We start from the raw sequence: 23,125 nt of genomic DNA, 5'->3' as shown, positions 1-23,125 counted from the left end.
AAATATGCGACAGCTAAAATCCGCCGAAGAAATGCCTGGTAGCTATGGCTTGCCCATCTTGGGGGAGACTTTGGAAATATTTCGGAGTTCAGAGTTGTATTTATGGCGACGATTCCAGCAGTATGGTTCAGTTTTTAAAACAAGCGTCATGGGGTATAAACGTGCTTATTTAATTGGCCCTGATGCTAATCGGGTGGTGCTGGTGGAACAGGCGGAACACATGTCGTCGCGGATAGGATGGTATTTCTTAGAATCAACATTTGGCAACAATATTTTATTACAAGATGGGGAAGAACATCGCCTAACTCGTCGCTTAATGTATCCAGCATTTCACGGAAAAGCGATCGCTACATATTTCGACACCATTCAAAATATTGTGCAAGACTTCCTCAAAGATTGGGGACAGAGAACGATTCCCTTAAATTCTAGTTTCCGCCAGCTTACCCTGATGGTTGCTACTCGCCTGTTTTTGGGAAGTCAGAACAAGAGCGAAGTTGAGCAAACTAGTCAGTGGTTTACACAACTGCTAGATGGCAGTATGACGATATTCAAATTGAATGTCCCTTTTACTTTATTCGCGGTCAAAATGCTAGGGGTAAGTTAGTAGCTTTCTTGCATGAAGCGATCGCACAGCGTATTGAGCAAGGTAACTTAGAAGAATCAAAAGATGTTTTGGGATTACTGCTAGCAGCTGTTGATGAAGACGGCAATAAATTAAGCGAAGCACAGATAATCAACGAGGCATTGCTATTACTGTTTGCTGGACATGAGACAACAGCCTCTTTGCTGAGTTGGGTAATATTTGAACTAGGTAATCACCCAGAATGGCAAGAGCGACTGCGCCAAGAACAATTAGCAGTTGTGGGAAATAATCCCCTTAATCTGTCTCATCTCAAACAACTTCCAGATTTAACCAACGTCCTCAAAGAAGCAGAAAGGCTTTATCCGCCAGTGTATGCATATAATCGTGGAGTCCTCAAAGATATTGAGTATGCAGGTTTTCGCATTCCTGCTGGTTGGTTTGTGACTATCTCGCCGATGTTGACTCACCGTCTACCAGAACTGTATACCGATCCCGATCGCTTCGACCCCGATCGCTTTGCACCACCTCGTGAAGAAGATAAAAAACATCCTTTAGCACTAATGGGTTTTGGTTATGGTTCGCACAAATGTTTAGGCATGGAATTTGCCCAAATGGAAATGAAAATCGTGCTTTCCATACTGCTTCGCCATTATGACTGGACAGTAAAACCAGATTATTCTGCGATCGCTCCAATTCGTCAGCCTTCTAAAGTTAAAGATACTCTAGAAGCATGTATTGAGCCTTTGCTGATAAAGCATCCCTTGAAAAGTCAAACATAAATTTTTGATGAAACAAATCGATTTTCCGCATCTAGTATGAAGTTGTAGGTATTTAGAAAATCAGACTGCCACTTTTCAGGCTTTTGACAAATTGATGGTGAACCTAGTATGTCAAGCCAGTGCTAGGCTACAGTTAGTAAGATTGAGAGGCAACTATGACTGCCGTGATTCTGAACCTCAGCCCCACCATTGAACTAACAGATGAGCAGTTCTTCCAACTGTGTCAAAATAATCGAGATTTGCGACTTGAGCGCACGGCAGAGGGAGAATTGATTATCATGCCACCAACTGGATGGGAAAGCGGAAATCGTAATAGTAGACTGACGCAGCGCTTAGGTAATTGGGCTGACGCTGATGGCACAGGTTTGGCTTTTGATTCTTCAACTGGTTTTAAACTCCCCAATGGTGCAAATCGCTCTCCCGATGCATCCTGGGTGAGCCGAGAGAGATTAGAAGCCCTCAATCCAGACCCCGCAGGATTCCTACCACTCGCTCCAGATTTTGCGGTAGAATTACGCTCTGCTTCAGACAGCTTAAAAACTGTGCAACAAAAAATGCAGGAGTATATTGACAACGGTGTGCGTTTAGGATGGTTGATCGATCCGCAAAACCAACAGGTAGAAATTTACCGTCTAGGACAGGAAGTTGAGGTTTTGCGTAGGCGTAGCCCGTCGTAGACATCGCCTACTAGCTTATCAGGAGAGGATGTATTGCCTGGGTTTGTTCTTGATTTAGCACAGATTTTGAGTTAAGCGATCGCTTCTCACTCGCACCTCTTCTCAAAAGGCGTAGGTGTAGCCCGTCGTAGACATCGCTCAATTTCACTCATTTCACAATCTGGGCAACTTGCAACTCTAATTTGATAAAAATTTACAGTCAAAAATACAAAATCAATATTGACTAAATATTAAAAACCCTGTCTGCAATAACCCGATGACAAAACCCAAAACACCGCCTAAAGTCACAATTGCTTGCAATTCATTTTTTACAATTCCTTCAATAGCAGCTTCTAAATCAGCCGGTGAAGTTGATTTTACTCGGTCAACTATCACTTGATCTATCGACAAAATTGGAATTGCTTGCGCCACAATTACTTCTAAATCTTTTTCCAAATACTTATCTAATATTAAAGCCAACTCTTGACTCATCACTTCTAAAGAAGTACTGACAACAGGTGAAGTACTCAGACGATTTAGCAAGACTACAGCAATATTTTCCCAATCAACAGAATCAGTTAATCCTTGTAAAAAATCGCTGCCACTATTTTGTAGATAATGGCGGACACTTTCGCGGGTGGTCTTTCGGAGTTGGCGCACCGTTCCCATTGGCAAGTTTTGTAATGATAAATTTTGCAGTAATTTCCGAATGCGATCGCGCATTTGCAAATCTTGAGTCAATTCCTGCAAGCGAGTATTGGCAGCCTCCTTTTCATCCAAGCAAAAACTCCGTAACCGTGTGAGAGTATTACGTAAGCCAAACAAATTTGCTACTACCCAATAAGTCCCACTGGTTTTTTCGCGGAAGCCTTCATCAATAATTTGAATTGTGCGATCGGTCAAAAAATCAACTATCGTCTGCCGCAGCACATCTGGCGGGAAAACTGCTTGCAACAACCAATCAGCAAGCCGCGTGGCTTGTTCTTCACTCAATTGAAATTCCAGCAATATCTGGTCAAAAATTTGATTGATCTGCGCTTCCAAAAAGTCTTCACGTCGCGCTAAAACCTTGAGTAACCGTGGCAAGGATTCTCCTAGTAAATCCCGCAAAATCCCCGCCACAATTTTGGCACTTTTCTCATTTTTATCTGTTTTGATTTGTTCAATCGCCAGCCGCAACAACCAGAGAATTGCTGCTTGCACGCGTTCTGTTTGCAACAGACGCCGCGCCAGATTTTGCAATTCTTGTGGTGTCAACAGTGACCCCATGATTGTCTTAGAAATGTTCAAAGCCAGACGTTCCTGGTTGCGGGGAATCAATCCAGGGGTGAAGGGTACTCTTCGTCCAGCAATGTAAATTGCTCGGTAAGGACGGAACAACATTTTGATGGCTATATCATTTGTGAAATAGCCAATAATTCCACCCAGTACCGGGGGAGACACATAAAGCCAAAGATGAGACCAGTCCAAGGGAAGAATTAAAAGAGTTAGGAGTTTAGAGCCTGGAGTTAGGAGAGAAGCGATTAATCGCGTCTGTACAAGAGTTACGAGTTAGGAATGATAAATTTTAAATGAGAATTTATCACTACTCATAATTCATAACTTTCAACTAATAACTCCTAATTTACTAAGCACTAGCACTCCCATCATACCGTTCGCAATGGGGTAGTGTGTGGCAACAGCAAAACCAACTTGCCGCGCTAACTCTATTTGCTCTCTCCCGATGGGAAAGCGGTCTAAGCTAGGGCTGATGTAAGCATATTCTTCTTTTAAGCCTAAATAACTGGCAACTGGCACCACGAAACCGTCCAGATACAACTGCTGGAAGGCACGTAGCTGAGGATTACTCGGTCGATGAAAATCTAAAATTGCGGCTTTCGCACCCGGCTTCAAAACCCGGTATAACTCTTGGAGACTGCGGGGAATATCTTTAACATTTCTTAAACCATAGCCCATTGTTGCGGCATCAAATTGGTTATCCTCAAAGGGTAAATTTAGCACGTCGGCTTCTACCCAGGCGATGCCTACGGCAGGCATTGCCAACGCAGGTTGAGGGTACTGCTTTTGGGAGCGTTCTTTAGCAGTTGCTAGTAGGTTTGGGGAAAAATCCACTCCGTACACCTGCCCTGTTGCCCCTACACGCCGTGCTAAACGTAAAGCTAAATCACCGCTACCGCAACACAAATCTAATGCAGTATCGCCCGATTTAGCTGCACTCCATTTCACTGCCATTTCCTTCCATATTCGATGCTGTCCTAGACTCAACCAATCGTTCAACTGGTCATAAACTGGAGCAATACGGTTAAAAATGGACTGAATTTCGTTAGTCATTGGTCAATAAATCATTAGTCATTGGTGAGCCAGTGCGGTCTTCTCCCAAGGGGAGACGCCAAGGGCGATAGCGTAGCGTAAAGCCTTCGGCATGGCTTCGCTTAGAGCGAGTTATCGAGCGTCTGGGGGTTTCCCCCATGAGCAACTGGCGTTAGCGCAGCGTTAGCGATAGCGCAGCGTTAGCGAGGAACGAGCGTCGGCACGAGCGTCACCCGAAGGGTCATCACTCATTTGTCATTTGCCAAGCATAAAGGACAAATGACAAAGGACAAATGACAACTACACAGTGGTTTAATGGCAACCACTACTAGTAAGAGCGATCGCCACCAGTTGCGCTGATAAATTAATTAGCATTAATTCATCTTCTCGCAAAGTGCAAGGTTGTTTCCACTGTAGCGACAATACGCCCAAAAGTTGATTGCGGTAGCTAATTGGAATAACTAAATGTGCTTGCACACCCGTATTTTGGTAGTGACTAGCCTCAACTAATTTAGTGTCTTTAAGTACATTTAAGGAAACTTGCATTTGCCTGGTGGCGATCGCTTCCCTTGTTAGTGGGTCAAGAGATAGCCAATTTTCTATTGTACCTGTATCGCTGTAACTTCCTTGAGTCGCAATCAGAGTATTTCCATCTGTAAGTTGTAGGATACAGCCTTCTGCCCCAAAAGTCTCACTCACAGCCTTAGCAATTGGAGCCAGAGTTTCTTCTAAGCTAGAAGCTGCTTGAGTTACCTGTACCAAAACACTCAGCAGCGCCATTTGAGCATGAGCGCGGCGTAATTCTTCTGTACGTTGCTTGAGCAAGTCGTAGGTTTCTGCTGCTCTTTGTACTACTGCCTTCAGTTCGCCTGGGTCCCAAGGCTTGGTGATATATTTATAGACTTGCCCAGCATTAATCGCCTCTACCAAATCTTCAATATCAGTAAATCCAGTGAGAATTATTCTGACTGTATCGGGAAACTGAGGTACAGTTTTGCTGAGAAACTCAGTTCCTTTCATTTCTGGCATCCGTTGATCGGAGATAATCACCGCTACCTCCCCTTCTGATGCCAAAACTTGTAGGGCGTTCACCCCACTATCAGCTTTCAGAACATTAAAGTCGCGTCGAAAGGTGCGATAAAGCAGATCGAGATTATCTGGCTCATCGTCAACTACCAGGATTTTCAGCTTTTTTGGTCGTTCGAGAGTCATCACTTGATATTGGACTTTATCAATTTCGACACTGGGATTATCCATAAGATATTTCCTTTAAATATTCACTCTCTTGTTATATTCCATACCAAGTTTAGTTGAGAATAGCCGAAAATCGCCAAGGGTTTATACGGAGTTATTTTGCATATTTTAAAACTCTAAAAATCGAGATAAGTTTCTACAGATGAACTCAAGGCAGTAGGTCTGGGTAGTTCATAGATTAGAATAAGACTTGCTCATGAGGTATTAATCAACCTCTCAAGTTGAAGTTCGCACTCCGATTATGACTGATCTACCACCCAACGCTCAGAATCCCGAAGAAGATACTACCAACGATGTAGCGCAAGAATTACTGCGAAGGCTGAGGCAAAAACAAGGCAACTGGGTGGAATGGGGAACGGCGATCGCCTCGTTGCTAAAAACTGGTTACAACCCCCAAGACATTTTTGAGGCGACTGGATTTGAGCCAATTCAACAAAATCAGGTAGTTGTTGGTTCTCAAGTTTACAATTCTTTGGAAAAGTTTGGAGTATCGGAAGCAACGCGATCGCACTATGCCACACGCGGTAGTGATGTTTTATACGAACTGCGTTTGCTCACCCAAGAAGAACGCGCTGCCGCCGCCGAACTAATCTTCGTCCACAATGTTGATGCCGATGAGGCACGGGAAATAGCAAAAGCACTAAAAGAGTTCTCTTATTACCGCACTTTGCCAGAAGGGTTTTCTGCCCATCCTGGAGATGCTGTTGCTCATCAAGTTTGGAAACTGGCACGCCAAAATGCAGATTTACAACAGCGATCGCGCCTGATCGCCAAAGGTTTGCGTTTTGCTCACACGCCAGCAGCAAGGCAAAAAATCGAACAACTACTGACTGATTTTACTACTGCTCCCCAACGTCCAGCGCCAATTCTACCCTTTTACCGTCTGGAATTTGAAGAACAATTACCCCGAATTTTGCCCGTGGTAGGCGAGTTGCCGTTATCACGACAAGACTTGCAAGCTGTGCCCATACTGACAGAAATTGAACCATTTCGGTTGGTCAAGTTTTCTGGAGAACAAGCTTGGATACCATTACCAGGTTGGCAAGTGTTGTTGGCAGCAGTTGATCCAGTAGTGATTTTAGCGAATAGCGATCGCTTCCCCATCCAAACCCAAAGCCAAATAGGGCCAGTTGTAGTAGTGATAGATCGTGCCCAACGAGAATGGGATGCCTCCAGCTACTTTGTCGTTGAAAATGGTGGTGAATTAGATTTTCAGTGGTTTGAAACTGAGCCAGAAATTCCCTTACTAGGACAAATTATCATCATCGTTCGTCCTAAGAAAATTTTGGATGAAGAATTAACTAAGGATTCCTGGCAGATTGACGAATAAATTCAATTTTAGACAGATAATTTAACGGCGGGCTAGCCCCTAAATCCTATTTATGAGGGTTAGCCGTTGGCGATTAAAATTGCCCTCCCAACTCTTCGATTCATTTGCTTAAAAAAGTGTATAAAATCATTACAAAAGTTATTTGAGTGTTGTAATGAATTTTAATAAAATGCACTGGTTCAAGAATCTTAACAGATAAATTATGAGAGCAAAATGCTTAAGAAATTAAGCATTTTTTTTGTGATTTTAGTTTTTCCGGTATCTTCATATTTTATCACCACAATTATTCAAGAAAAAACAAATTTCTCTTTTTTGAATTTAATTTCATCACGAAATAAACGCAATGGATTTCCTGTTGACAGGAATAACTCAAGCATTGTGGAACATAGCCATCACTCGTTTCTAGCTGAACAGGAGTTGTCTAAAAATGTCTCTTACAAAACGTTGTTTGGCCGAATTTATCGGCACATTCTGGCTTGTTTTAGGTGGCTGTGGTAGTGCTGTTCTAGCCGCAGCCTACACAGCAGATGCAGCAAAAATCAGCGAGAATACTTCTTTTCCATTGGGTATTGGATTAGTAGGTGTATCTTTGGCATTCGGGCTTACCGTCCTCACAGGGGCTTATGCGTTTGGTCATATTTCTGGTGGTCATTTCAATCCAGCTGTTTCGTTTGGACTGTGGGCAGGTAAACGCTTTCCGGGGTCTGACTTGTTACCTTATATCGGCTCTCAAATAATCGGTGCAGTTGTTGCTGCGGGCATTATCTACCTGATTGCTAGCGGCAAGACTGGATTTTCCCTGACTGGCTCGAACCCATTGGCCACTAACGGCTACGGGACTCACTCTCCAGGTGGATACAGCTTGTTTGCTTGCTTCATTAGTGAAGTTGTGATGACTTTCATGTTTCTGCTGATTATTCTGGGTGTGACTGATAAGCGTGCTCCTAAAGGATTTGCTCCATTGGCAATTGGCTTTGGACTCACCTTGATTCACCTGATTAGTATTCCTGTAACCAATACCTCGGTTAATCCTGCCCGTAGTACTGGAGTTGCTCTATTTGCAGGTGTAGAACTTTTTTCCCAAGTCTGGCTGTTCTGGATAGCTCCTATTTTGGGGGCTATTGTAGCGGGATGGTTGTACGTAGCCGTCTTTAGTGAATCAACTGTGGATGAACGGCAAAATGTCAAAGAGCTAGTCTAAATGTCATTTTCAACTGTACGAGTTAGCCCGGTATTTCTGGTTTTGATAACGGGCAATAGATTGGATCTGCTTTGTGCCTATAATCCAATACGCTTGGGTTAAGACCAAAAAACTTGTAGAGACGGCGATTTATCGCGTCTCAAAACCCACGATTTTGTACAAGTGGCGCTTAACCCAAGCGTATTGCCTTATATCTCAATACGCTTGGGTTAAAAATTATTGGTGTAGATAATTGGTTTTTGAAGACGCGATAAATCGCCGTCTCTACATGAGCGATAAATTGCGTTTTTACATGAGGGTTTTGGGCTTATCTGAACTGTATTGGTCTATAATCAATCTTCAGATGAAGTTGCGTAGGTGCACCCCGCACTTTTCTCCGACAGGCTGCGCGTAGCTGGCTTTTGAGTAGGGGGTACGGCAGAGCTACTCGATCGCCGTAGGCATCGCTTGAAATTTAGTTTTGAGATTTATTAACAATCCTCCGACTTAGAGAACAAATGAGCAAAGCGAAATTTGTTTTGTCGGGGGATTATTATGTTGTTCCAGGTTCCGATTGGCAAAAAATAATTGAGTAGTGGAAATTAGAAAGTCTAAACTACGAACCTATTAAATAAAACTTGATAGACTACTATCAGCAATCTAGTAATTTGGGATTAATAATCACCAAAGATTATTTATCTCTGCGGTTTGCAAATTACATTCAACATCTATATATAAAATTATGTCAGACTCTAAATTTACTGCTCCTGTGGTTCAAGAATCACTCCACTCAGAATTGTCTGAGCGATCGCCTGTTCCTTCTCTGCGGGAGAAAATTCTAGCAATTCGCAACAGTCTCCGCCCCGGACAGCAGCAAATGGCTGATTGGCAATCTGGCCCCCTAGCTATTTCCGCCGTCCCTGGTGCAGGCAAATCTACTGGGATGGCGGCGGCGGCAGCGATCGCGATCGCACGTCAGTACGAACGTTTATCCTCGCGCCGTCACTTAGTCGTTGTTACTTTTACTCGCTCTGCTGCTGCCAACATTAAAGCGAAGATCCGCAAAGACTTAAAGAAATTATCTCTACCTCAGACGGGCTTTTTTGTTTATACCCTACATGGTCTAGCGTTGAACATTGCCAGTCGCCATCCTGATTTATCGGGTTTGCAGTTAGAAAATGTCACATTAATTACACCAACCCAAAGTCACCGTTTTATCCGAACAGCCGTAGAGCAATGGATTGCAAATAATCCCGGAATATATTTGCGGTTATTAGAAGGTCATCAATTTGACGGAGAAGAGACAGAAAGATTGCGTCGCCAATCGGTGCTACGAACAGAAGTATTGCCGGAATTGGCTAATACGGTAATTCATGAAGCAAAAAGTTCTGGGATATCGCCAGAAAGGTTACGGGAGTGGAGTAAACAAACCACAGACGAATATGCAATTTTGAGCGTAGCAGCGGGATTGTATGAACAATATCAAAACTTAATGCGATCGCGTGATTTCATTGACTACGACGATATGATTTTAGCCGCACTGCGCGTTTTAGAAAACGACAGCGCCCGTCGCATCGAGCAAAACCAAGTTTTCGCCGTCTTTGAAGATGAAGCCCAAGATTCTAGCCCCCTACAGACGCAGTTGTTAGAAATTTTGGCGAGTGATGGGGGATATGAGGGGATGAATACAGACGCGATGAATCGCGTCTCTACGCACTCCCCACTCAATCTAGTCCGAGTTGGCGACCCCAACCAAGCAATTAACTCTACTTTTACCCCAGCCGATCCGATTTATTTTCGGCAATTTTGCGAAGAGTGCGATCGCATTGAACGATTGGCAACGATGGATCGAGCTGGTCGCAGTACTAGAATTATCATTGAAGCTGCTAACTTTGCCCTCAAATGGATCAATAATCAGTCCTTAGCAAAAACGAATAACGGACAACTGATTCCTGACAACCGACAAGTACCATTTCGCTTGCAGACAATTCGCCCTGTTGAAACAGGCGATCCGCAAAATAACGCCAACCCAGCACCAGTAGGGCGAGGATTAGAACTTTATACCCCGCGTGACATTCATCACACCGTTGAATTGTTATCTCAAAGAGTAATCGAGTTATTTGGCGAAGACCCAACACAAAATAGTGCAGCGATTTTAGTGCGAGAAAATCGCCAAGGACGATGGTTAGCAGAAGCTCTGACACCTGTGTGCAAAGAGCATAATATTACACTTTACGATGTGGGAGAACGCGATCGCCGTTCCCATGTTCCCCAAGAAATTTTAGCATTACTGCAATTTTGCGATCGCCCCCACTCCCCCGATTACCTCAAAGCCGCACTAGAAGCATTAGTACAGCGCCAGTTAATACCTACTCAAGACCTCAACGCCCTTGCTAGTCTCCCAGAAGAATTTTTGTATCCTGGCCCCCTAGCAGCAACCCAGCCAGAAACAGTCCAAAAAGCTGCTCGCTTGTGTCGCAATTTACTTCGTGCCCGCTTGGAATTACCCCTGTACCAGCTAATTTCCTTTCTCGCCTTGACCTTAAATTACGACCAGGCAGAATTGGCAACTGCTGACAAACTTGCAGAACGGGTAAACCAGCAGATAGCTGGGAATAGTTCGATGGGGGGAATGCTCTCAGCTTTAAGTGAAATCGTCAGTTCCGAACGGTTTGAACCAGTGGAAACCGAAGATTCGGAAGAACGTTACACTCGTCGCGGTCAACTGACCATTATTACGATGCACAAAGCCAAAGGGCTAGATTGGGACTATGTGTTTCTTCCCTTTCTCCACGAAAACTTGATTCCTGGGAGATTTTGGGTTCCTCCCCAAAGCCAGTTCTTAGGGGATTTTACCTTATCAGAAGTAGCCCGCGCCCAAATTCGTGCTGCTCTCCACGGTGAATCTACCATACCAGATGTTACACAAGCATGGGAACAAGCAAAGCACTTGAAAATATCTGAGGAATACCGTTTACTCTACGTTGCGATGACACGAGCAAAGCGTCTGGTGTGGATGTCAGCAGCGCAGAAAGCCCCCTTTACTTGGAGTAAACCGGACAATTTACAAGAACAAGCGCCTTGTCCGGTTTTTCCAGCATTAAAGCGCCAATTTCCTGAATGTGTGATGAATTTAGCAGTAATGACCAAACAAGCGGGAGCAAAACTCTAACAAAACTGAATTGAATTCACAGTTAGTAGCGATCGCATTGTGAATATTTGTACGAAATAAGCTATCTAAAGTGAAAGTTGCCATTTGAAAATTGGTGTTATAAATTGGTGCTGAGATTTTAATCAGAAATTGATTTACCAATGAAAACCCAACAGTTGACAACGACACAAGAAAATAGACCGAGCAAGACAAAAAAACAGTCTTTTCCTGGCATAAATATTGGTACTCCTAAAGTACCATTCCGCCAATGCAAGAAAATAGTACAACAGCATGAGTTACTCAGTGACTGGGAACACGCGAGTTAATTTTGTAACATCCTCTCATACCAACTTACCAGTCATGATGCATAAATTAGGAGTGCAATGGATTCTTTTGATCTATTGCCATGAGCCAACAATCTGAGTATTCCCCTTCATGTAGTTCATGGGCGGGCAATAGCTTAACTTTCACAAAACCACATTTTTCATAGCAACGGATAGCGCGAGGATTGTCAACATGAGGATCGATGACAATTTTATGAGCTTGTCGCCGTTCAAAAAGATAACTGATAACTGCTGACAATATTTTTGTACCAATTCCCTTGTTCCAATAGTCGGTTTCGCCTATGAACAAGTCAATTCCGTAGACAAAATCAGTTCGATCGAGATGATACAATTGCCTATCAGTTTGAGATAAGTCATTGAGCGCACAATACTGCAAATAACCAATGGGAATATTTCGATAGTAGAACAGACAGGGAACAACCGGGTCATCTCCCCTAATCATCGGTTTGTACGTTTCTATAATTCTTTCTAAATCAAAAGGATTATCTCTTCCTTCATAAAATTTCAAAACTTGTGCATCAGTTAACCATTTTGCCATCAACTCATAATCATATATTTCATCTTCCATTAGACGAATAGCAATTTCGTCTTGTTCAATTAGCATGTTTTATATAGATTTTTCTAGCCAATATTTAAATAATTATAGTTTGTTCAAAATGTCTATCATCTTGCAAAAATTCTGAAAAAGCAAAAGGGAATCCCATGCCGACTTCGTAAAAATGGAATTCCCTTTAAATTTTGCTTTATCTCTAACAAAAGATGCCTATGCCAAGCTTGAATTTACTCAATTGCCACCAGAGACAACAGATTTATTATGTATAGCAGTGTCTTCAGCCTTTCTCTGCCATTTGCCATCGCTGCCTGGTTCGTATTCATTTTTTACACTATTCCAAGCAATTTCACGCGCACCCTCTTCATTTGAACCATTACTTTGAGCAGCACTATATGCAGCTAGAAAAATCTGCTGTGCGTGTTCGGGCAACTGTTCTCTGATTTCACCAGGTAATTCATTTATTGTTCGATCGGTCATAAACTTACTCCGATTATCTCAAGTTAAGTTCATGCTAAAAAACTTGCAATAGAATTTCCTCTTTCTGCAAGTAGAGAAGCAAATAATCATACTTTTGGCTGAGTTAAGCGATTTTTAAATCAGCGATGCAATAATATTGATGCTCATCGCTACAATTGTGGTATTGAAAAAGAAGGATAATATGCCATGAAGCAGAGTCAAGCGCCTCATCTCGCGTGATGTCGTCTGCACATCTGAAACTTGGCTAGTCATCCCAACTACAAATGAATAATATAAAAATTCCCAATAGTCTGGATAGTCGTTATTAGGAAAATCTAAACCTTTGGTGATTTCTTCTCTATTATTACGACTAATAGATTTGTAATAACTGTGTGCATATTGCACTGCAAACATCGTATGCACTAGTAACCAGGAACCGACAATGGTCATAATTGAAAGTATGACATGTAGGGTCAGCAGAATTGTTGTTAACCCTTTTTTCTCAGTTAGTAAAAACCCGATCGCTAAAACACTAGCACAAGCCGCAGCTATCACCAGCATAAATATAGCTAAATGCCCTTCATATTCATTCTCAGCATAACGGCGAATTTTTTCTGGGTTAGCCTCGATCATCTTCCACCAGGTTACGGCTAAGAAAAAGTCAGCACAAGAGTTCCAAGCGCAGAGAATGCGAGTAGGTAAGTGCAGCCAAGATGGAAGGATTATTGAAACTAATACAGCGAGTCCGACTGCAATTATCAGTCTGGGGCGGGGGTCAAAGTTTTTAAATAAATTAAGTTTCACAAATATTGCGATCGCAGATATTATCCAGACTGGTATAACTAATCCGTAATGACGTTCGCGGACTCGCTACCGCTACGCTAACCTAATTGTCAGTGGAAGATCGCACCAAATTATAAAATTGGTAGGCTTTAAGCTAATCATCATTCAAATTGCATCTTTGTGTCTTTGCATCTCCATCTTTCTAGCGATTTGAACTACTCAACTTAAAAGTGCATCAGCTTACTTCTTGTGGTGTAAATTTTTAACTAATTCAATTACGAATTACGAATTATTTTAACTGATCCCTAATCGTTTCTATTCGTTGACGATTAACACCCAAATCGCTTTGACCTAAGCGTGAGGCTGAACGTACTTGGATAACATTAGCATTCCGGTCTAGATAGAATTCTACATCATCCACAAATCCCAGTAAAGCACTTTTAAATTCTGCATATAAATAATCTTGGCTTTCGCTAATGATTTTGGTTCTTGGTAATGACTCAATAATCTGTTTAAGATTAGTAATGGCTTGTTCTGGGGTAGATGTAAAAGTCAGTGGTGCAATTTTGTGGGTTGCATCTGTACTCTGACTAGAAACACAATTAGGGGAATTAGGGCAGGGTGCTAATTTACCGTTGCTAATACCTAAATTATTTGGTCGTTTGCCAGCAAAAACCATAATTATGTATTCGGGTAAGTGAATAAGTATACTCTCTCACATTTGGTTGAATCACTGTAATACTTTGCCGTAATCGCATCTTCTGGCAAATGACCGAAGAGGAAGGGGAGCAGGGGAGAAGATACTGTAATTTCCCAGCAATCGAGGGTTTCAGAGCAAACAAATTTATTTATCGGGTTCTCCCCCCTGCCCCTTTCCTCTTCATGACAGATTCGCTAAAACATCGGTGATGCGTTCGCTCTATGATCCGGTAAGTATCGTCTAAGCGAAAACAGATTATGACGCAAACAATTTCAATCAACGACTCTGGGCGCTTGCAACTCACACCGTTAGAAATTCCATCCCGTTTGCTGTTGGGGCCTGGGCCCTCCAATGCCCATCCCACAGTTCTCCAGGCGATGAATACTTCACCGGTTGGGCATCTCGATCCAGCTTTTCTCGCACTGATGGATGAAATTCAGTCGTTGCTACGCTACGTATGGCAAACAGAAAACCCACTCACCATTGCAGTCAGTGGTACGGGAACAGCCGCAATGGAAGCAACCATCGCCAATGCTGTAGAACCCGGTGATGTGGTTTTGATTGGTGTAGCTGGTTATTTCGGTAATCGCCTTGTGGATATGGCTGGACGTTATGGTGCGGATGTGCGAACCATTACCAAACCTTGGGGACAAGTTTTTAACTTAGATGAACTCCAAACTGCCTTAAAAACTCATCGTCCAACTATTTTAGCCCTAGTTCATGCCGAAACTTCCACCGGCGCACGTCAACCATTGGAAGGAGTCGCTGATTTGTGTCGTGAATTTGGCACTTTGCTGTTAGTGGATTCAGTCACAAGTTTAGGTGGCGTCCCCTTGTTTTTGGATGCTTGGGGAGTTGACTTAGCTTATAGTTGTAGCCAAAAAGGGTTGGGTTGCCCCCCTGGTGCTTCGCCTTTTACAATGAGTCCGCGTGCCGTTGAGAAATTGCAGCAGCGCCAAACAAAGGTTGCAAACTGGTATTTGGATATGTTGTTACTGGGTAAGTATTGGGGCCCTGAACGCACCTATCACCACACAGCACCGATTAATTTATATTATGCATTGCGGGAAGCACTGCGTTTGCTTGCAGAAGAGGGGTTAGCAAACTCCTGGCAGCGTCATCAGAAAAACGTAGAATATCTCTGGGAAGGGTTGGAGAACTTAGGACTGAGTATGCACGTTGAGCAAGAGTATAGACTGCCAACACTTACCACTGTCTGCATTCCAACAGGGGTAGATGGGAAAGCGATCGCTCGGCAGTTACTCAATGAGCATAATATTGAAATTGGCGGTGGTCTTGGCGAACTAGCTGGTAAAGTTTGGCGCGTCGGATTGATGGGCTTTAATAGTCGAAAGGAAAGTGTTGACCAACTTTTAGCTGCACTACGGCAAGTTTTACCTAAGTAGTTTTCGGGCGATCGTGGTGCGTTAACAGTAGCTTAACGCACCTGATAGAAAAGGCATCGTGCTAACATTCGTTTGAAAATTAAAGCTAACTCATTGCGATAAAAAACCAACAAACAGTAGAGGCACAAGTATTAGTAGCGACACAATTAATACGAGGGTTGCTGGCTCAATTTTAATCTGGTTCTTTTGTGGATCGCGCATTTGGCATTCCCTCGAACAATAAGTATATTAACTCAGCGTAAAGGATATTTATTCCTTTTTCCAAGCCCAATCAGGTTTAAAAATGTAAATTTTTTAAGTAGGCTTAATGCATTAAATTTACATTTTTTTGATTTTAATAACTGTCAATCTCTTGATTCATCCCCCCATCTGCTTATTTCTTCCAGGGGAGTTTAGTTCCCATTTCAGTCAATGCAGAAAAGATGAGATAGAGGACGAGTAACCCAGCACCCGCCAAAAAAGCCAGTAAATCGTTATCCATAAATTCTATTTGCTAAAATTTCGCTAATCTAATATTTAGCATTTTCCACAGCCCTACAATCTTTGGTCTTTTGGATGCAAACTGTACCAACCATACCAGTGACGAACTGCTAGCCAAACGGCTGAAAGCAAACCCGCGAGGCTGAGGGTTAGTCCACTGAACGGTACTAATAAGCCAAAGATGGGTAATACTGCTCCGGCAATAGTGCAGATAATAGCAGCAAGGGAAGCACTGCGATTTGCCCCCAATCCCCATGTCAGAAACAGTAAGATGATGGAAATTAAAGTCCAAGCTAACTCAGCATTCATGACGCGAGCTAGATAGGTCAAAGTCAATAGACAAGCAAAGAAAATACTAGCAGCGATCGCAATATTTTTAAAACTCATTGGTAGTGACAAATATAACAACAATATCCACCACAAAAAGATTGCTGGTGCTAGCAATAAAAGACGCGGAATTACGCCCGTATGACGAATAGGTTCAGTGTTGGTAAACACTCCAAATGGATTTTTGACTGAAACATTATCGTCAAACTTCCAAGTAAATTGCGTACTGCGTCCGTTAACTTTAATCTCATTCGGTACAACACCACTAGCAAAATCAGCCGGAGCAAAGTTAGCAGTTGCTATGAGGCTAAAATTAGAAAGCAACTGTCCCGTTGCGCTATAAACCCAGCGAGGCCCTCCTTGAGCCTGATAGGTGACTCGAAAAGTGGTTTCTTCCCCTGGTTGTAGCTGGAAGGGAAAGCCATAGTCTCCCGGATTGGTTTGTTGTAACCTAGTACCATCACGTTCAACTTTGTAGCTAGCAAGAAGTGTGTAGCCGTTAGGTGGCGGTACTTCAAAGAAAAAATTATTAATATCCTTGAGTTGGTTAACTACTTTATAATCAGCAGTATAATTTACCACATAAATCGAGCTGCGACCTGGAACATCTACGCTTTGGTCAAGCTTGACTTGAATTTGCGAACCAGCCAACGTCAAGAAGCGGTTGATTTCTCGTGTCTCATTTACCTTGACAATCTTGCCATTGACTTGAGTGTTATAAGAGTATGGCTCTCGAATAGAGTAGCGTACTTGCGGCGCAAATTGTTCGAGCTTTTCACCTGCAACACTTTCAGCAACTTGAGCCACCCTTGCTTGTTCCCAGTAGTGGTAGCGATTGCTTAAAGTTGAACAGAGAAAAAATCCCGGTATTAACAGAACTAATACTAAAGTTAAATGCTGTAATCCCCGCAGCAGTTGAGAATAACCAACAGCCCATTCGCCGATGAATATAACTTGTTCCGGCTTGCTTCGACGTAGAGAAAAACTGATTAGTGCGATCGCAACTCCCAAAGCTACGACCAAAAATACTAATAGCAGTGACGCTTTGAGCGCCTGAGTTCCAAATTTGACAAGCTCAATCGGATGCGTCAAATCGGGTAATCCGGGAATACCTTGAGCAGAAGATAACATTGGCTGATTTTTGCAGAATTTGGAGAACCAGACCGATAAAATCTCTTAAAAGTTTCTGGAATAAAGTTTTATTTGATACGCGGATAGTTTAGACAAGCGCTGCGCTCGCTCTAACCCTGGCTCACAAAAAGCTCTCTCGAACCCTTATTTCTCTGTGTTCTCTGTGCCTCTGTGGTTAGTTTTTCCCGTACTCATCTTGGTATAAACATCAAAAGCCCAGTCTTCATGACCAGGCTTTTGAAACAATGGGGCTATATTCCCCGAAGGTTAGTTATAGAAGTTCAGTATAATATCGATGCTCTAATAAGTGATACCACTTTGCTGTTATCGATTCCGGAAAATTTGCTAAAAATTTTTGAGTAGCCTTTATCTCCCAAAATACAGCAAGCGACTGGCAGCTTCAGCGTGTAGGATCTAAAAATATTAATTTTCCGACTTTTGCTGATGAATAATGAATTTGGTAGCTGGCAAGAATGGCTGACAGTATTCACCTATCTAGGTTTCACGGTCTTTATTATCTGGCGCGTGTTTTCCACCCAGAAGAATTAAAAAAGCTGCATATCATCTCACCAGTATCTTTTTGCTCAAAGTGCCATTCGGGACAAGCAGACAAGGAAGATGAGGGAGAAATGAGAAATTTTCAGATCCCTTTAAATCCCATACCTTGTTCTACTTGAGCTGCAACATTACGAGAAATCTGAAAGCGAACACCAAGTTGACCCAGGAATAAACCAACTAAAATCAAGCTACCACCGATATATTGAGCAAAGGTAGGGACTTCACCCAATACCAAATAAGCTGCCAAAATTCCCACAATTGGAGTAAAAGAGCCAGCCAAGGAAGCCGTTGACACGGTAGAAGCTTTCAAGCCCTTGAGCCAAAATGACTGACCTAAAACCACAATTACAGCAGCATAAACAAGCATCCACTGCCACAGGAAAGGTGAAAATACATCCATAAAGTGGTCGTTGCCATAGAGAACTAAAGCAGTAAAGAAAAATATTACAGTTCCTAGAGCAGTACGAAAGATACTAAAGATTCCCACAGGGATATTGGAAAGCCATCCTTTAAAAATAATCGTTGAAACTACTGAAACTACAGATGCGATCGCCGCTAAGATTTCCCCAACGCCTACTCTTAAAACACCCATGTCGATCGTATTCGTCTGTGAGGGTTGCAGGAGAATAGTTAGGGCAACCCCGACAAATGCAGCGATCGCTCCTACAACTTCCCAACGATTTACCCGTTCCTTCAACAACCAGACTGATAAAGCTATAGCCAGAGGTGGTTCCAAGCGTCCAATCAAAATAATATTGTTCACCCCTGTTAATGCTAATGCCTGGAAAATTAAGCCAGGGACAAGCGCTCCTGATAAAATAGCGATCGCTATCAGCGCCAACCAATCTTTCTTTGACAATTGCTGCAAAGCTTTTTTGTTCCACTGTCGCCGATAAATAGGTAACATAACTATCAAGGCACATAGATTCCCTACAAATAAAACATTACAGAGAGATATCGGATTTCGACCATCCATTAAATGTTGAGCGCCAATTTGTGTCAACTTGCGGGTAACTGCACTCGAAGCTCCAAAAATCAAAATTGCTAGCCAGAGATAGGTTTGACCGGGAATTTTATAAATAAAAGAATGCCATCTTTTCGGTCTGCTCATAATAATACTGCTGCAAAAAATACTCTTTACTATACTCAGCTAACTTGGGTAATTTAAGGTGAAATGAATCTGATAAAACACTTAAACCAGGCTGAGATTGAAAATATCAGAGTTTCCTGAGAATCTGCTGAGTCTAAACTAAATTTTTCTAAGGAATAAATTCAGTCAATTACTAGATTGGTTTCACTTGAACTTCAGTAGCAGATGAGATGCTTTAGTTCATCGGGAAACTTCAACACAAGGAAAAACAAATGAAAATTGCTTCTTCTCTGCTTACAAGTGTTGCTCTTGCTGGTATGCTAACAGTCTGGGATGTTCCACTTCAAACTGTGAGTCCTTCACTCATGCAAGCATCAGCCGCAGAAAAGAAAGATGCTACAGGTTTGAGTACTCAACAAAAGATTGATTTGGTCATCAAGCATAAAGGTCAGTTTGGTGGTGGTGATGAACTACGTCGTTTCTTTTTTGGCGATCTTGAACCGTTAGCTGTTCAACCCGGTGGTGCAGGTATGGTGGTTAATCTTTACAATAAAGCCAATAATGTGACCTTTGCTTACTGTTCTACCTTTGATGTAATAGTTGCGGTTAAAAAAGGTAAAGTAACAAAGTTTGACGCTGATGAGGTCAAATAATCCTTATTTGTAAATAGGTCGGGCTATTTCATTCTCATCTAGCCCGCCTCAGAATAAATCGCCTCAAAATAAATTCTGAGGCTAATATCCCAAGTCGTCTAAAGGACGACTAATAAAGGCTTTTAGTCGTCTTTAGACGACTTTTGCTATGAGCCGCGGAACTTTAGTTCTGGGCGGTTTATGTCTAGAACGAAATAGCTCTGATAAATAGGTAGACATAAATAATTTAAGAAGAATTCAGGAGCGTCTTTGGCTTTGCTCCTAACTCCTGAATTCTGTTCGATAAAAACTAATTTGTAACTTCTGGTGAGAGGTTAAATATGGAATTTAGAGATGCTATCTTGTTGTTACATCCAGCGATCGCTGTACTCGTAGTCTTTCCCTTAATTGGCATCATTGTCAACCGCGCTTTACAAGTCCGTCAACGCCGATTGCAAACTTTAGCCACAGGTAAGAGTAAAATCCCCCCCACTGTGGGACAAGAGCATACTCAGTTGGGGCGCTGGCTAGCTGGAGCAGTTGTAGGTATTGTTTTAATAGCGTTTGCCAACGATATTTTTGGTAATATTTTAGAAAATCAAGTTTGGATGAAAGCACCATTTCAGGTAGCCTTTATCAGTTTATTGTTTGTGGCTGCGATCGCTTCTCTGTATCTACTCTATCAGGCAAAGCAGAAAAACTGGCGTGGCATATTTGCAACCCTCACAGGAATTGCATTAGTAGTGCTTGGATGTCAAGATGGTATCTACCGCAAAACTGACCAGTGGTATATCTCCCATTATTATTATGGGCTAACCTCTGCTCTGCTGATGATTATTTCACTCTCCATTTTGCCAGACATTTATAAAGATAAGACCAATCGCTGGCGCAAGGTTCACATTATTCTTAGTTCCCTCGCTCTCTTACTATTTATCGGACAGGGGATAACAGGAACGCGTGCATTGTTAGAAGTTCCACTCACTTGGCAAGAACCCTATATCAATATGCTTTATAAGCAAAAATGTGATAATAAAGATTGTACAATCCAGCCACTTTCTCTCCCCAAAAATCAATAATGAATAGAACTAACAATAATTTTCAATCCCTAGATAAAACTAAAAAGTGAAGCAACCCAGAAAGATTTGGATAAATCTTGACCCTTTTTCATTGCAGTTACGCCTAATCATTGGTATAGCTACATTTTCAACTTTAATATTAGGTAGTTTTGCTGCATGGACTAATTGGAAAATGCAGCAAATTTTAATTGATAGTCGTAAGCATGATATAGAAAAAATCGCTAGACGTTTGCCACACGATGTGCAACTTTATAGTGAAATGATGCAACCGGAAACTGGATTGCAAAAGGCTATCAATAGCTTGGCAAATACCAACATACTTTTATGGGTAAAAAGTCCCGATCATAAAATTTTGATAAAATCTGCTAATTTGGATTTATTATCTGACTCTACGGTGACTGAGCTAATGTCCCTGAGTAATATGCAGATTAAAGCACAAATTTACAAAGTTAATCAAAGCTACTTTGTTATGAGTAGTGGTTCTTTACAAGTGCAGGGTAAGTTGTTGGGTAAACTCTTTGTAGTGCAGGATATTACCCGCGAACAAACTATGTTTATGGCAATGCTGCGAAGTTTGAATATTAGCAGTATTGTGGCAATTATTGTAATAATAACGATAAGTACATTTTATATTAGGCGTTCTCTGCAACCACTGCGCCAGCTAAGTCAGATGACTTCTGTCATTTCTGTAGAAGATTTAGGACAAGCACAACTATATGTTGATAATGCACCCAGCGAAGTCAAAGAATTAGCTAAAACTTTAACCATGCTGTTATCGCGTCTTTCGCAATCTTGGGAGCAAGAACGAGAATTTGTAAGCAATGTTTCTCACGAGTTACGCACGCCATTGACGATTGTACATGGTTACTTACAAAGCGTCTTGCGACGGCAGAATAACTTAACAGAAATTCAACAAGAAGCTTTAGAAACTGCTGCTTCAGAAGCCGAACGTACCATTCGCTTGCTACAAGATTTACTTGATTTAGCACGAGCAGATAGTGGCCATTTGAATTTTCAGATGAAATCTTATGTGTTGAATGACTTAGTTGAAGAAGTCGTGGTGATGGCGCAAAAATATAGCGATCGCGTAATTACAATCGAGTCAACAACTTACCCCATCGAAGTTAAAATAGACTACAGCCGGTTTAAACAAATATTACTCAATTTGATTGATAATGCTATTAAGTATTCTGAAGCTAGTACGCCTATAGTTTTAAAGTTAAATCAGTTTCATGACAAAGCGATTATTCAAGTTTGTGACAAAGGTTATGGTATTCCTTTACAACACCAAATACGCATTTTCGAGCGATTTTACCGCGTAGATGAATCCCGCTCTCATGCTACTGGCGGTTGTGGTTTGGGTTTATCCATTGTTAAGACACTTGTAGAGGGTATGGGTGGTAGTGTATCTGTGCAATCAAAATTAGGAGAAGGGAGTGTGTTTACCATCACTCTACTTACATAACTAGTCAAAGTCAGGTTAAAGTAGCACTTTGATTGTCACCGAAACAGACTCATGATATAAAATTTTGAATTTTGTTAGCGCAGCATTAGCAAGTTGCGAGCGTCATTTTGAATTTAAAGCAAAGCGACGTAACCCTATCCACTTTAAAATCACAAATATGACCGCAAATATTCTCTTGGTTGAAGATGAAGTTAAACTGGCGCGATTTGTTGAACTAGAACTAAGTAGCGAAGGTTACAATATAAGCGTCGCACATGATGGCATCGCTGGTTTAACGTTAGCACGGGAGTTATCGCCAGATTTAATCATTCTTGATTGGATGCTCCCAGGGTTGTCAGGCTTGGAAATCTGTCGTCGATTGCGGACAACTGGAATCGAGATACCAGTAATTTTACTGACAGCGAAAGATGAAGTTAACGATCGCGTGGCAGGTTTGGATGCAGGAGCTGATGATTATGTAGTCAAACCATTTAGTATTGAGGAACTGCTAGCTAGAATCCGCGCTCATCTACGCCGCACTCAAGAAACAGATCGGGATATTTTTCAGTTTGAAGACTTGAGTTTAAATCACCGGACTCGCCAAGTTTACCGGGGTAAGCGGGCAATTGAGTTAACGGCTAAAGAGTTTGACTTGTTGGAATATATACTCTCACACCCCCGTCAGGTATTTACTAAAGACCAAATTCTACAAAAAGTTTGGGGTTACGACTTTATGGGTAATTCCAATATCATCGAAGTATACATCCGCTACTTGCGCTTAAAACTAGAGGAGAATAATGAAAAACGCTTGATTCATACGGTGCGTGGTGTAGGCTATGTACTTCGCGAATAGTCAAAACCAAAATATTTTATTTTCATTCATATCCTGGTGTTATCATTTT

General features: G+C 42.0%; 21 protein-coding genes and 1 pseudogene. 12 read left to right on the top strand and 10 right to left on the bottom strand.

Translation table 11 applies throughout. The features are described from left to right. Positions 1 to 4: 4 nt before the first annotated feature. The 3 genes and pseudogenes from V7L01_RS31345 to V7L01_RS31335 all read left to right on the top strand — a co-directional run bounded on the left by V7L01_RS31345 (position 5) and on the right by V7L01_RS31335 (position 2,114). Positions 5 to 604, top strand: a complete 600-nt coding sequence (locus tag V7L01_RS31345) for a cytochrome P450 (RefSeq protein WP_335041903.1) — start codon at positions 5 to 7, stop codon at positions 602 to 604. Beyond that, complete coding sequence (locus tag V7L01_RS31340) at positions 511 to 1,362, top strand: cytochrome P450 (protein WP_335041902.1); 852 nt, start codon at positions 511 to 513, stop codon at positions 1,360 to 1,362. The genes V7L01_RS31345 and V7L01_RS31340 overlap by 94 nt, the downstream gene beginning before the upstream one ends. 155 nt (positions 1,363 to 1,517) lie before the next feature. Next, positions 1,518 to 2,114 (top strand): annotated as a pseudogene (locus tag V7L01_RS31335) (Uma2 family endonuclease). 138 nt (positions 2,115 to 2,252) lie between these two features. Here V7L01_RS31335 and V7L01_RS31330 read toward each other — a convergent pair. The 4 genes from V7L01_RS31330 to V7L01_RS31315 form a co-directional block, all read right to left on the bottom strand. Further along, on the bottom strand, positions 2,253 to 3,488 hold the full coding sequence (locus V7L01_RS31330; RefSeq protein WP_335041898.1) for a DUF445 domain-containing protein: 1,236 nt from the start codon (positions 3,486 to 3,488) through the stop codon (positions 2,253 to 2,255). A 135-nt stretch (positions 3,489 to 3,623) separates the two neighbouring features. Continuing rightward, positions 3,624 to 4,349, bottom strand: coding sequence for a bifunctional demethylmenaquinone methyltransferase/2-methoxy-6-polyprenyl-1,4-benzoquinol methylase UbiE (gene ubiE / locus V7L01_RS31325; protein ID WP_335041896.1), 726 nt, complete (start codon positions 4,347 to 4,349; stop codon positions 3,624 to 3,626). Continuing rightward, complete coding sequence (locus V7L01_RS31320) at positions 4,342 to 4,488, bottom strand: hypothetical protein (RefSeq protein ID WP_335041894.1); 147 nt, start codon at positions 4,486 to 4,488, stop codon at positions 4,342 to 4,344. Before V7L01_RS31320 ends, ubiE begins: the two co-directional genes overlap by 8 nt. A 152-nt stretch (positions 4,489 to 4,640) precedes the next feature. Next, entirely contained in the window at positions 4,641 to 5,585 is a 945-nt protein-coding gene (locus tag V7L01_RS31315; RefSeq protein ID WP_335041892.1) for a response regulator, read from the bottom strand. A 238-nt stretch (positions 5,586 to 5,823) separates the two neighbouring features. Here V7L01_RS31315 and V7L01_RS31310 point away from each other — a divergent pair, with 238 nt between their 5' ends. The 4 genes from V7L01_RS31310 to V7L01_RS31295 all read left to right on the top strand — a co-directional run bounded on the left by V7L01_RS31310 (position 5,824) and on the right by V7L01_RS31295 (position 11,569). Then, complete coding sequence (locus V7L01_RS31310; RefSeq protein WP_335041890.1) at positions 5,824 to 6,912, top strand: RuBisCO accumulation factor 1; 1,089 nt, start codon at positions 5,824 to 5,826, stop codon at positions 6,910 to 6,912. A 427-nt stretch (positions 6,913 to 7,339) separates the two neighbouring features. Next, entirely contained in the window at positions 7,340 to 8,113 is a 774-nt protein-coding gene (gene aqpZ / locus V7L01_RS31305; protein WP_335041889.1) for an aquaporin Z, read from the top strand. Positions 8,114 to 8,834: 721 nt separating this feature from the next. Continuing rightward, on the top strand, positions 8,835 to 11,264 hold the full coding sequence (locus V7L01_RS31300) for an ATP-dependent helicase (protein WP_335041887.1): 2,430 nt from the start codon (positions 8,835 to 8,837) through the stop codon (positions 11,262 to 11,264). A gap of 140 nt (positions 11,265 to 11,404) precedes the next feature. Continuing rightward, positions 11,405 to 11,569, top strand: coding sequence for a hypothetical protein (locus tag V7L01_RS31295; RefSeq protein WP_335041885.1), 165 nt, complete (start codon positions 11,405 to 11,407; stop codon positions 11,567 to 11,569). 46 nt (positions 11,570 to 11,615) lie between these two features. Here the strand turns inward: V7L01_RS31295 and V7L01_RS31290 are convergent, their stop codons facing one another. From V7L01_RS31290 to V7L01_RS31275, 4 genes are all read right to left on the bottom strand, one after another. Next, positions 11,616 to 12,191, bottom strand: coding sequence for a GNAT family N-acetyltransferase (locus V7L01_RS31290; protein ID WP_335041882.1), 576 nt, complete (start codon positions 12,189 to 12,191; stop codon positions 11,616 to 11,618). Positions 12,192 to 12,371: 180 nt separating this feature from the next. Further along, positions 12,372 to 12,617 (bottom strand): ChaB family protein, encoded by a 246-nt coding sequence (locus tag V7L01_RS31285; protein ID WP_335041880.1) that lies wholly within the window; start codon positions 12,615 to 12,617, stop codon positions 12,372 to 12,374. A gap of 114 nt (positions 12,618 to 12,731) precedes the next feature. Next, the gene (locus tag V7L01_RS31280; RefSeq protein ID WP_335041878.1) at positions 12,732 to 13,400 is read right to left on the bottom strand and encodes a DUF1345 domain-containing protein; all 669 of its coding nucleotides are present in this window, start codon (positions 13,398 to 13,400) and stop codon (positions 12,732 to 12,734) included. A gap of 268 nt (positions 13,401 to 13,668) precedes the next feature. Then, a complete protein-coding gene (locus V7L01_RS31275; RefSeq protein WP_335041876.1) occupies positions 13,669 to 14,058 on the bottom strand; it encodes a DUF1499 domain-containing protein in 390 nt (129 codons plus the stop codon). A 278-nt stretch (positions 14,059 to 14,336) separates the two neighbouring features. Between V7L01_RS31275 and V7L01_RS31270 the strand changes: the two genes are divergently transcribed. Then, complete coding sequence (locus V7L01_RS31270; protein WP_335041874.1) at positions 14,337 to 15,485, top strand: alanine--glyoxylate aminotransferase family protein; 1,149 nt, start codon at positions 14,337 to 14,339, stop codon at positions 15,483 to 15,485. 534 nt (positions 15,486 to 16,019) lie between these two features. Here V7L01_RS31270 and V7L01_RS31265 read toward each other — a convergent pair. Beyond that, positions 16,020 to 17,423 carry a hypothetical protein gene (locus tag V7L01_RS31265; RefSeq protein WP_335041872.1) on the bottom strand — a complete coding sequence of 468 codons (1,404 nt, stop codon included), beginning with the start codon at positions 17,421 to 17,423 and terminating at the stop codon, positions 16,020 to 16,022. A 640-nt stretch (positions 17,424 to 18,063) separates the two neighbouring features. Further along, positions 18,064 to 19,092: a DMT family transporter gene (locus tag V7L01_RS31260; RefSeq protein WP_335041870.1), complete on the bottom strand. Its 1,029-nt coding sequence runs from the start codon at positions 19,090 to 19,092 to the stop codon at positions 18,064 to 18,066. Between the two features lie 251 nt (positions 19,093 to 19,343). Here V7L01_RS31260 and V7L01_RS31255 point away from each other — a divergent pair, with 251 nt between their 5' ends. The 4 genes from V7L01_RS31255 to V7L01_RS31240 all read left to right on the top strand — a co-directional run bounded on the left by V7L01_RS31255 (position 19,344) and on the right by V7L01_RS31240 (position 23,076). Further along, positions 19,344 to 19,724 (top strand): hypothetical protein, encoded by a 381-nt coding sequence (locus V7L01_RS31255; RefSeq protein WP_335041869.1) that lies wholly within the window; start codon positions 19,344 to 19,346, stop codon positions 19,722 to 19,724. A gap of 320 nt (positions 19,725 to 20,044) precedes the next feature. Continuing rightward, a complete protein-coding gene (locus V7L01_RS31250) occupies positions 20,045 to 20,779 on the top strand; it encodes a DUF4079 domain-containing protein (RefSeq protein WP_335041867.1) in 735 nt (244 codons plus the stop codon). Positions 20,780 to 20,825: 46 nt separating this feature from the next. Further along, a complete protein-coding gene (locus V7L01_RS31245) occupies positions 20,826 to 22,244 on the top strand; it encodes a sensor histidine kinase (RefSeq protein WP_335041865.1) in 1,419 nt (472 codons plus the stop codon). Positions 22,245 to 22,401: 157 nt separating this feature from the next. Next, on the top strand, positions 22,402 to 23,076 hold the full coding sequence (locus V7L01_RS31240) for a response regulator transcription factor (protein WP_335041863.1): 675 nt from the start codon (positions 22,402 to 22,404) through the stop codon (positions 23,074 to 23,076). Positions 23,077 to 23,125: the final 49 nt, after the last annotated feature.

The sequence above is a fragment of the Nostoc sp. genome, from assembly GCF_036917095.1.
Lineage (GTDB): Bacteria > Cyanobacteriota > Cyanobacteriia > Cyanobacteriales > Nostocaceae > Nostoc.
The sequence above is the reverse complement of the archived record's forward strand: the minus strand, read 5'-3'. Positions and strand labels throughout refer to the sequence as shown.

Excerpts from the sequence above, each read along its gene's own strand:
- V7L01_RS31310 (WP_335041890.1), top strand. The coding sequence starts at position 5,824 with ATGACTGATCTACCACCCAACGCTCAGAATCCCGAAGAAGATACTACC.
- V7L01_RS31275 (WP_335041876.1), bottom strand. The coding sequence starts at position 14,058 with ATGGTTTTTGCTGGCAAACGACCAAATAATTTAGGTATTAGCAACGGT.
- V7L01_RS31290 (WP_335041882.1), bottom strand. The coding sequence starts at position 12,191 with ATGCTAATTGAACAAGACGAAATTGCTATTCGTCTAATGGAAGATGAA.
- ubiE (WP_335041896.1), bottom strand. The coding sequence starts at position 4,349 with ATGACTAACGAAATTCAGTCCATTTTTAACCGTATTGCTCCAGTTTAT.
- V7L01_RS31315 (WP_335041892.1), bottom strand. The coding sequence starts at position 5,585 with ATGGATAATCCCAGTGTCGAAATTGATAAAGTCCAATATCAAGTGATG.
- V7L01_RS31240 (WP_335041863.1), top strand. The coding sequence starts at position 22,402 with ATGACCGCAAATATTCTCTTGGTTGAAGATGAAGTTAAACTGGCGCGA.
- V7L01_RS31265 (WP_335041872.1), bottom strand. The coding sequence starts at position 17,423 with ATGTTATCTTCTGCTCAAGGTATTCCCGGATTACCCGATTTGACGCAT.
- V7L01_RS31260 (WP_335041870.1), bottom strand. The coding sequence starts at position 19,092 with ATGAGCAGACCGAAAAGATGGCATTCTTTTATTTATAAAATTCCCGGT.
- V7L01_RS31295 (WP_335041885.1), top strand. The coding sequence starts at position 11,405 with ATGAAAACCCAACAGTTGACAACGACACAAGAAAATAGACCGAGCAAG.
- aqpZ (WP_335041889.1), top strand. The coding sequence starts at position 7,340 with ATGTCTCTTACAAAACGTTGTTTGGCCGAATTTATCGGCACATTCTGG.
- V7L01_RS31300 (WP_335041887.1), top strand. The coding sequence starts at position 8,835 with ATGTCAGACTCTAAATTTACTGCTCCTGTGGTTCAAGAATCACTCCAC.
- V7L01_RS31250 (WP_335041867.1), top strand. The coding sequence starts at position 20,045 with ATGGAATTTAGAGATGCTATCTTGTTGTTACATCCAGCGATCGCTGTA.
- V7L01_RS31285 (WP_335041880.1), bottom strand. The coding sequence starts at position 12,617 with ATGACCGATCGAACAATAAATGAATTACCTGGTGAAATCAGAGAACAG.
- V7L01_RS31345 (WP_335041903.1), top strand. The coding sequence starts at position 5 with ATGCGACAGCTAAAATCCGCCGAAGAAATGCCTGGTAGCTATGGCTTG.
- V7L01_RS31255 (WP_335041869.1), top strand. The coding sequence starts at position 19,344 with ATGAAAATTGCTTCTTCTCTGCTTACAAGTGTTGCTCTTGCTGGTATG.
- V7L01_RS31270 (WP_335041874.1), top strand. The coding sequence starts at position 14,337 with ATGACGCAAACAATTTCAATCAACGACTCTGGGCGCTTGCAACTCACA.
- V7L01_RS31320 (WP_335041894.1), bottom strand. The coding sequence starts at position 4,488 with ATGGGGGAAACCCCCAGACGCTCGATAACTCGCTCTAAGCGAAGCCAT.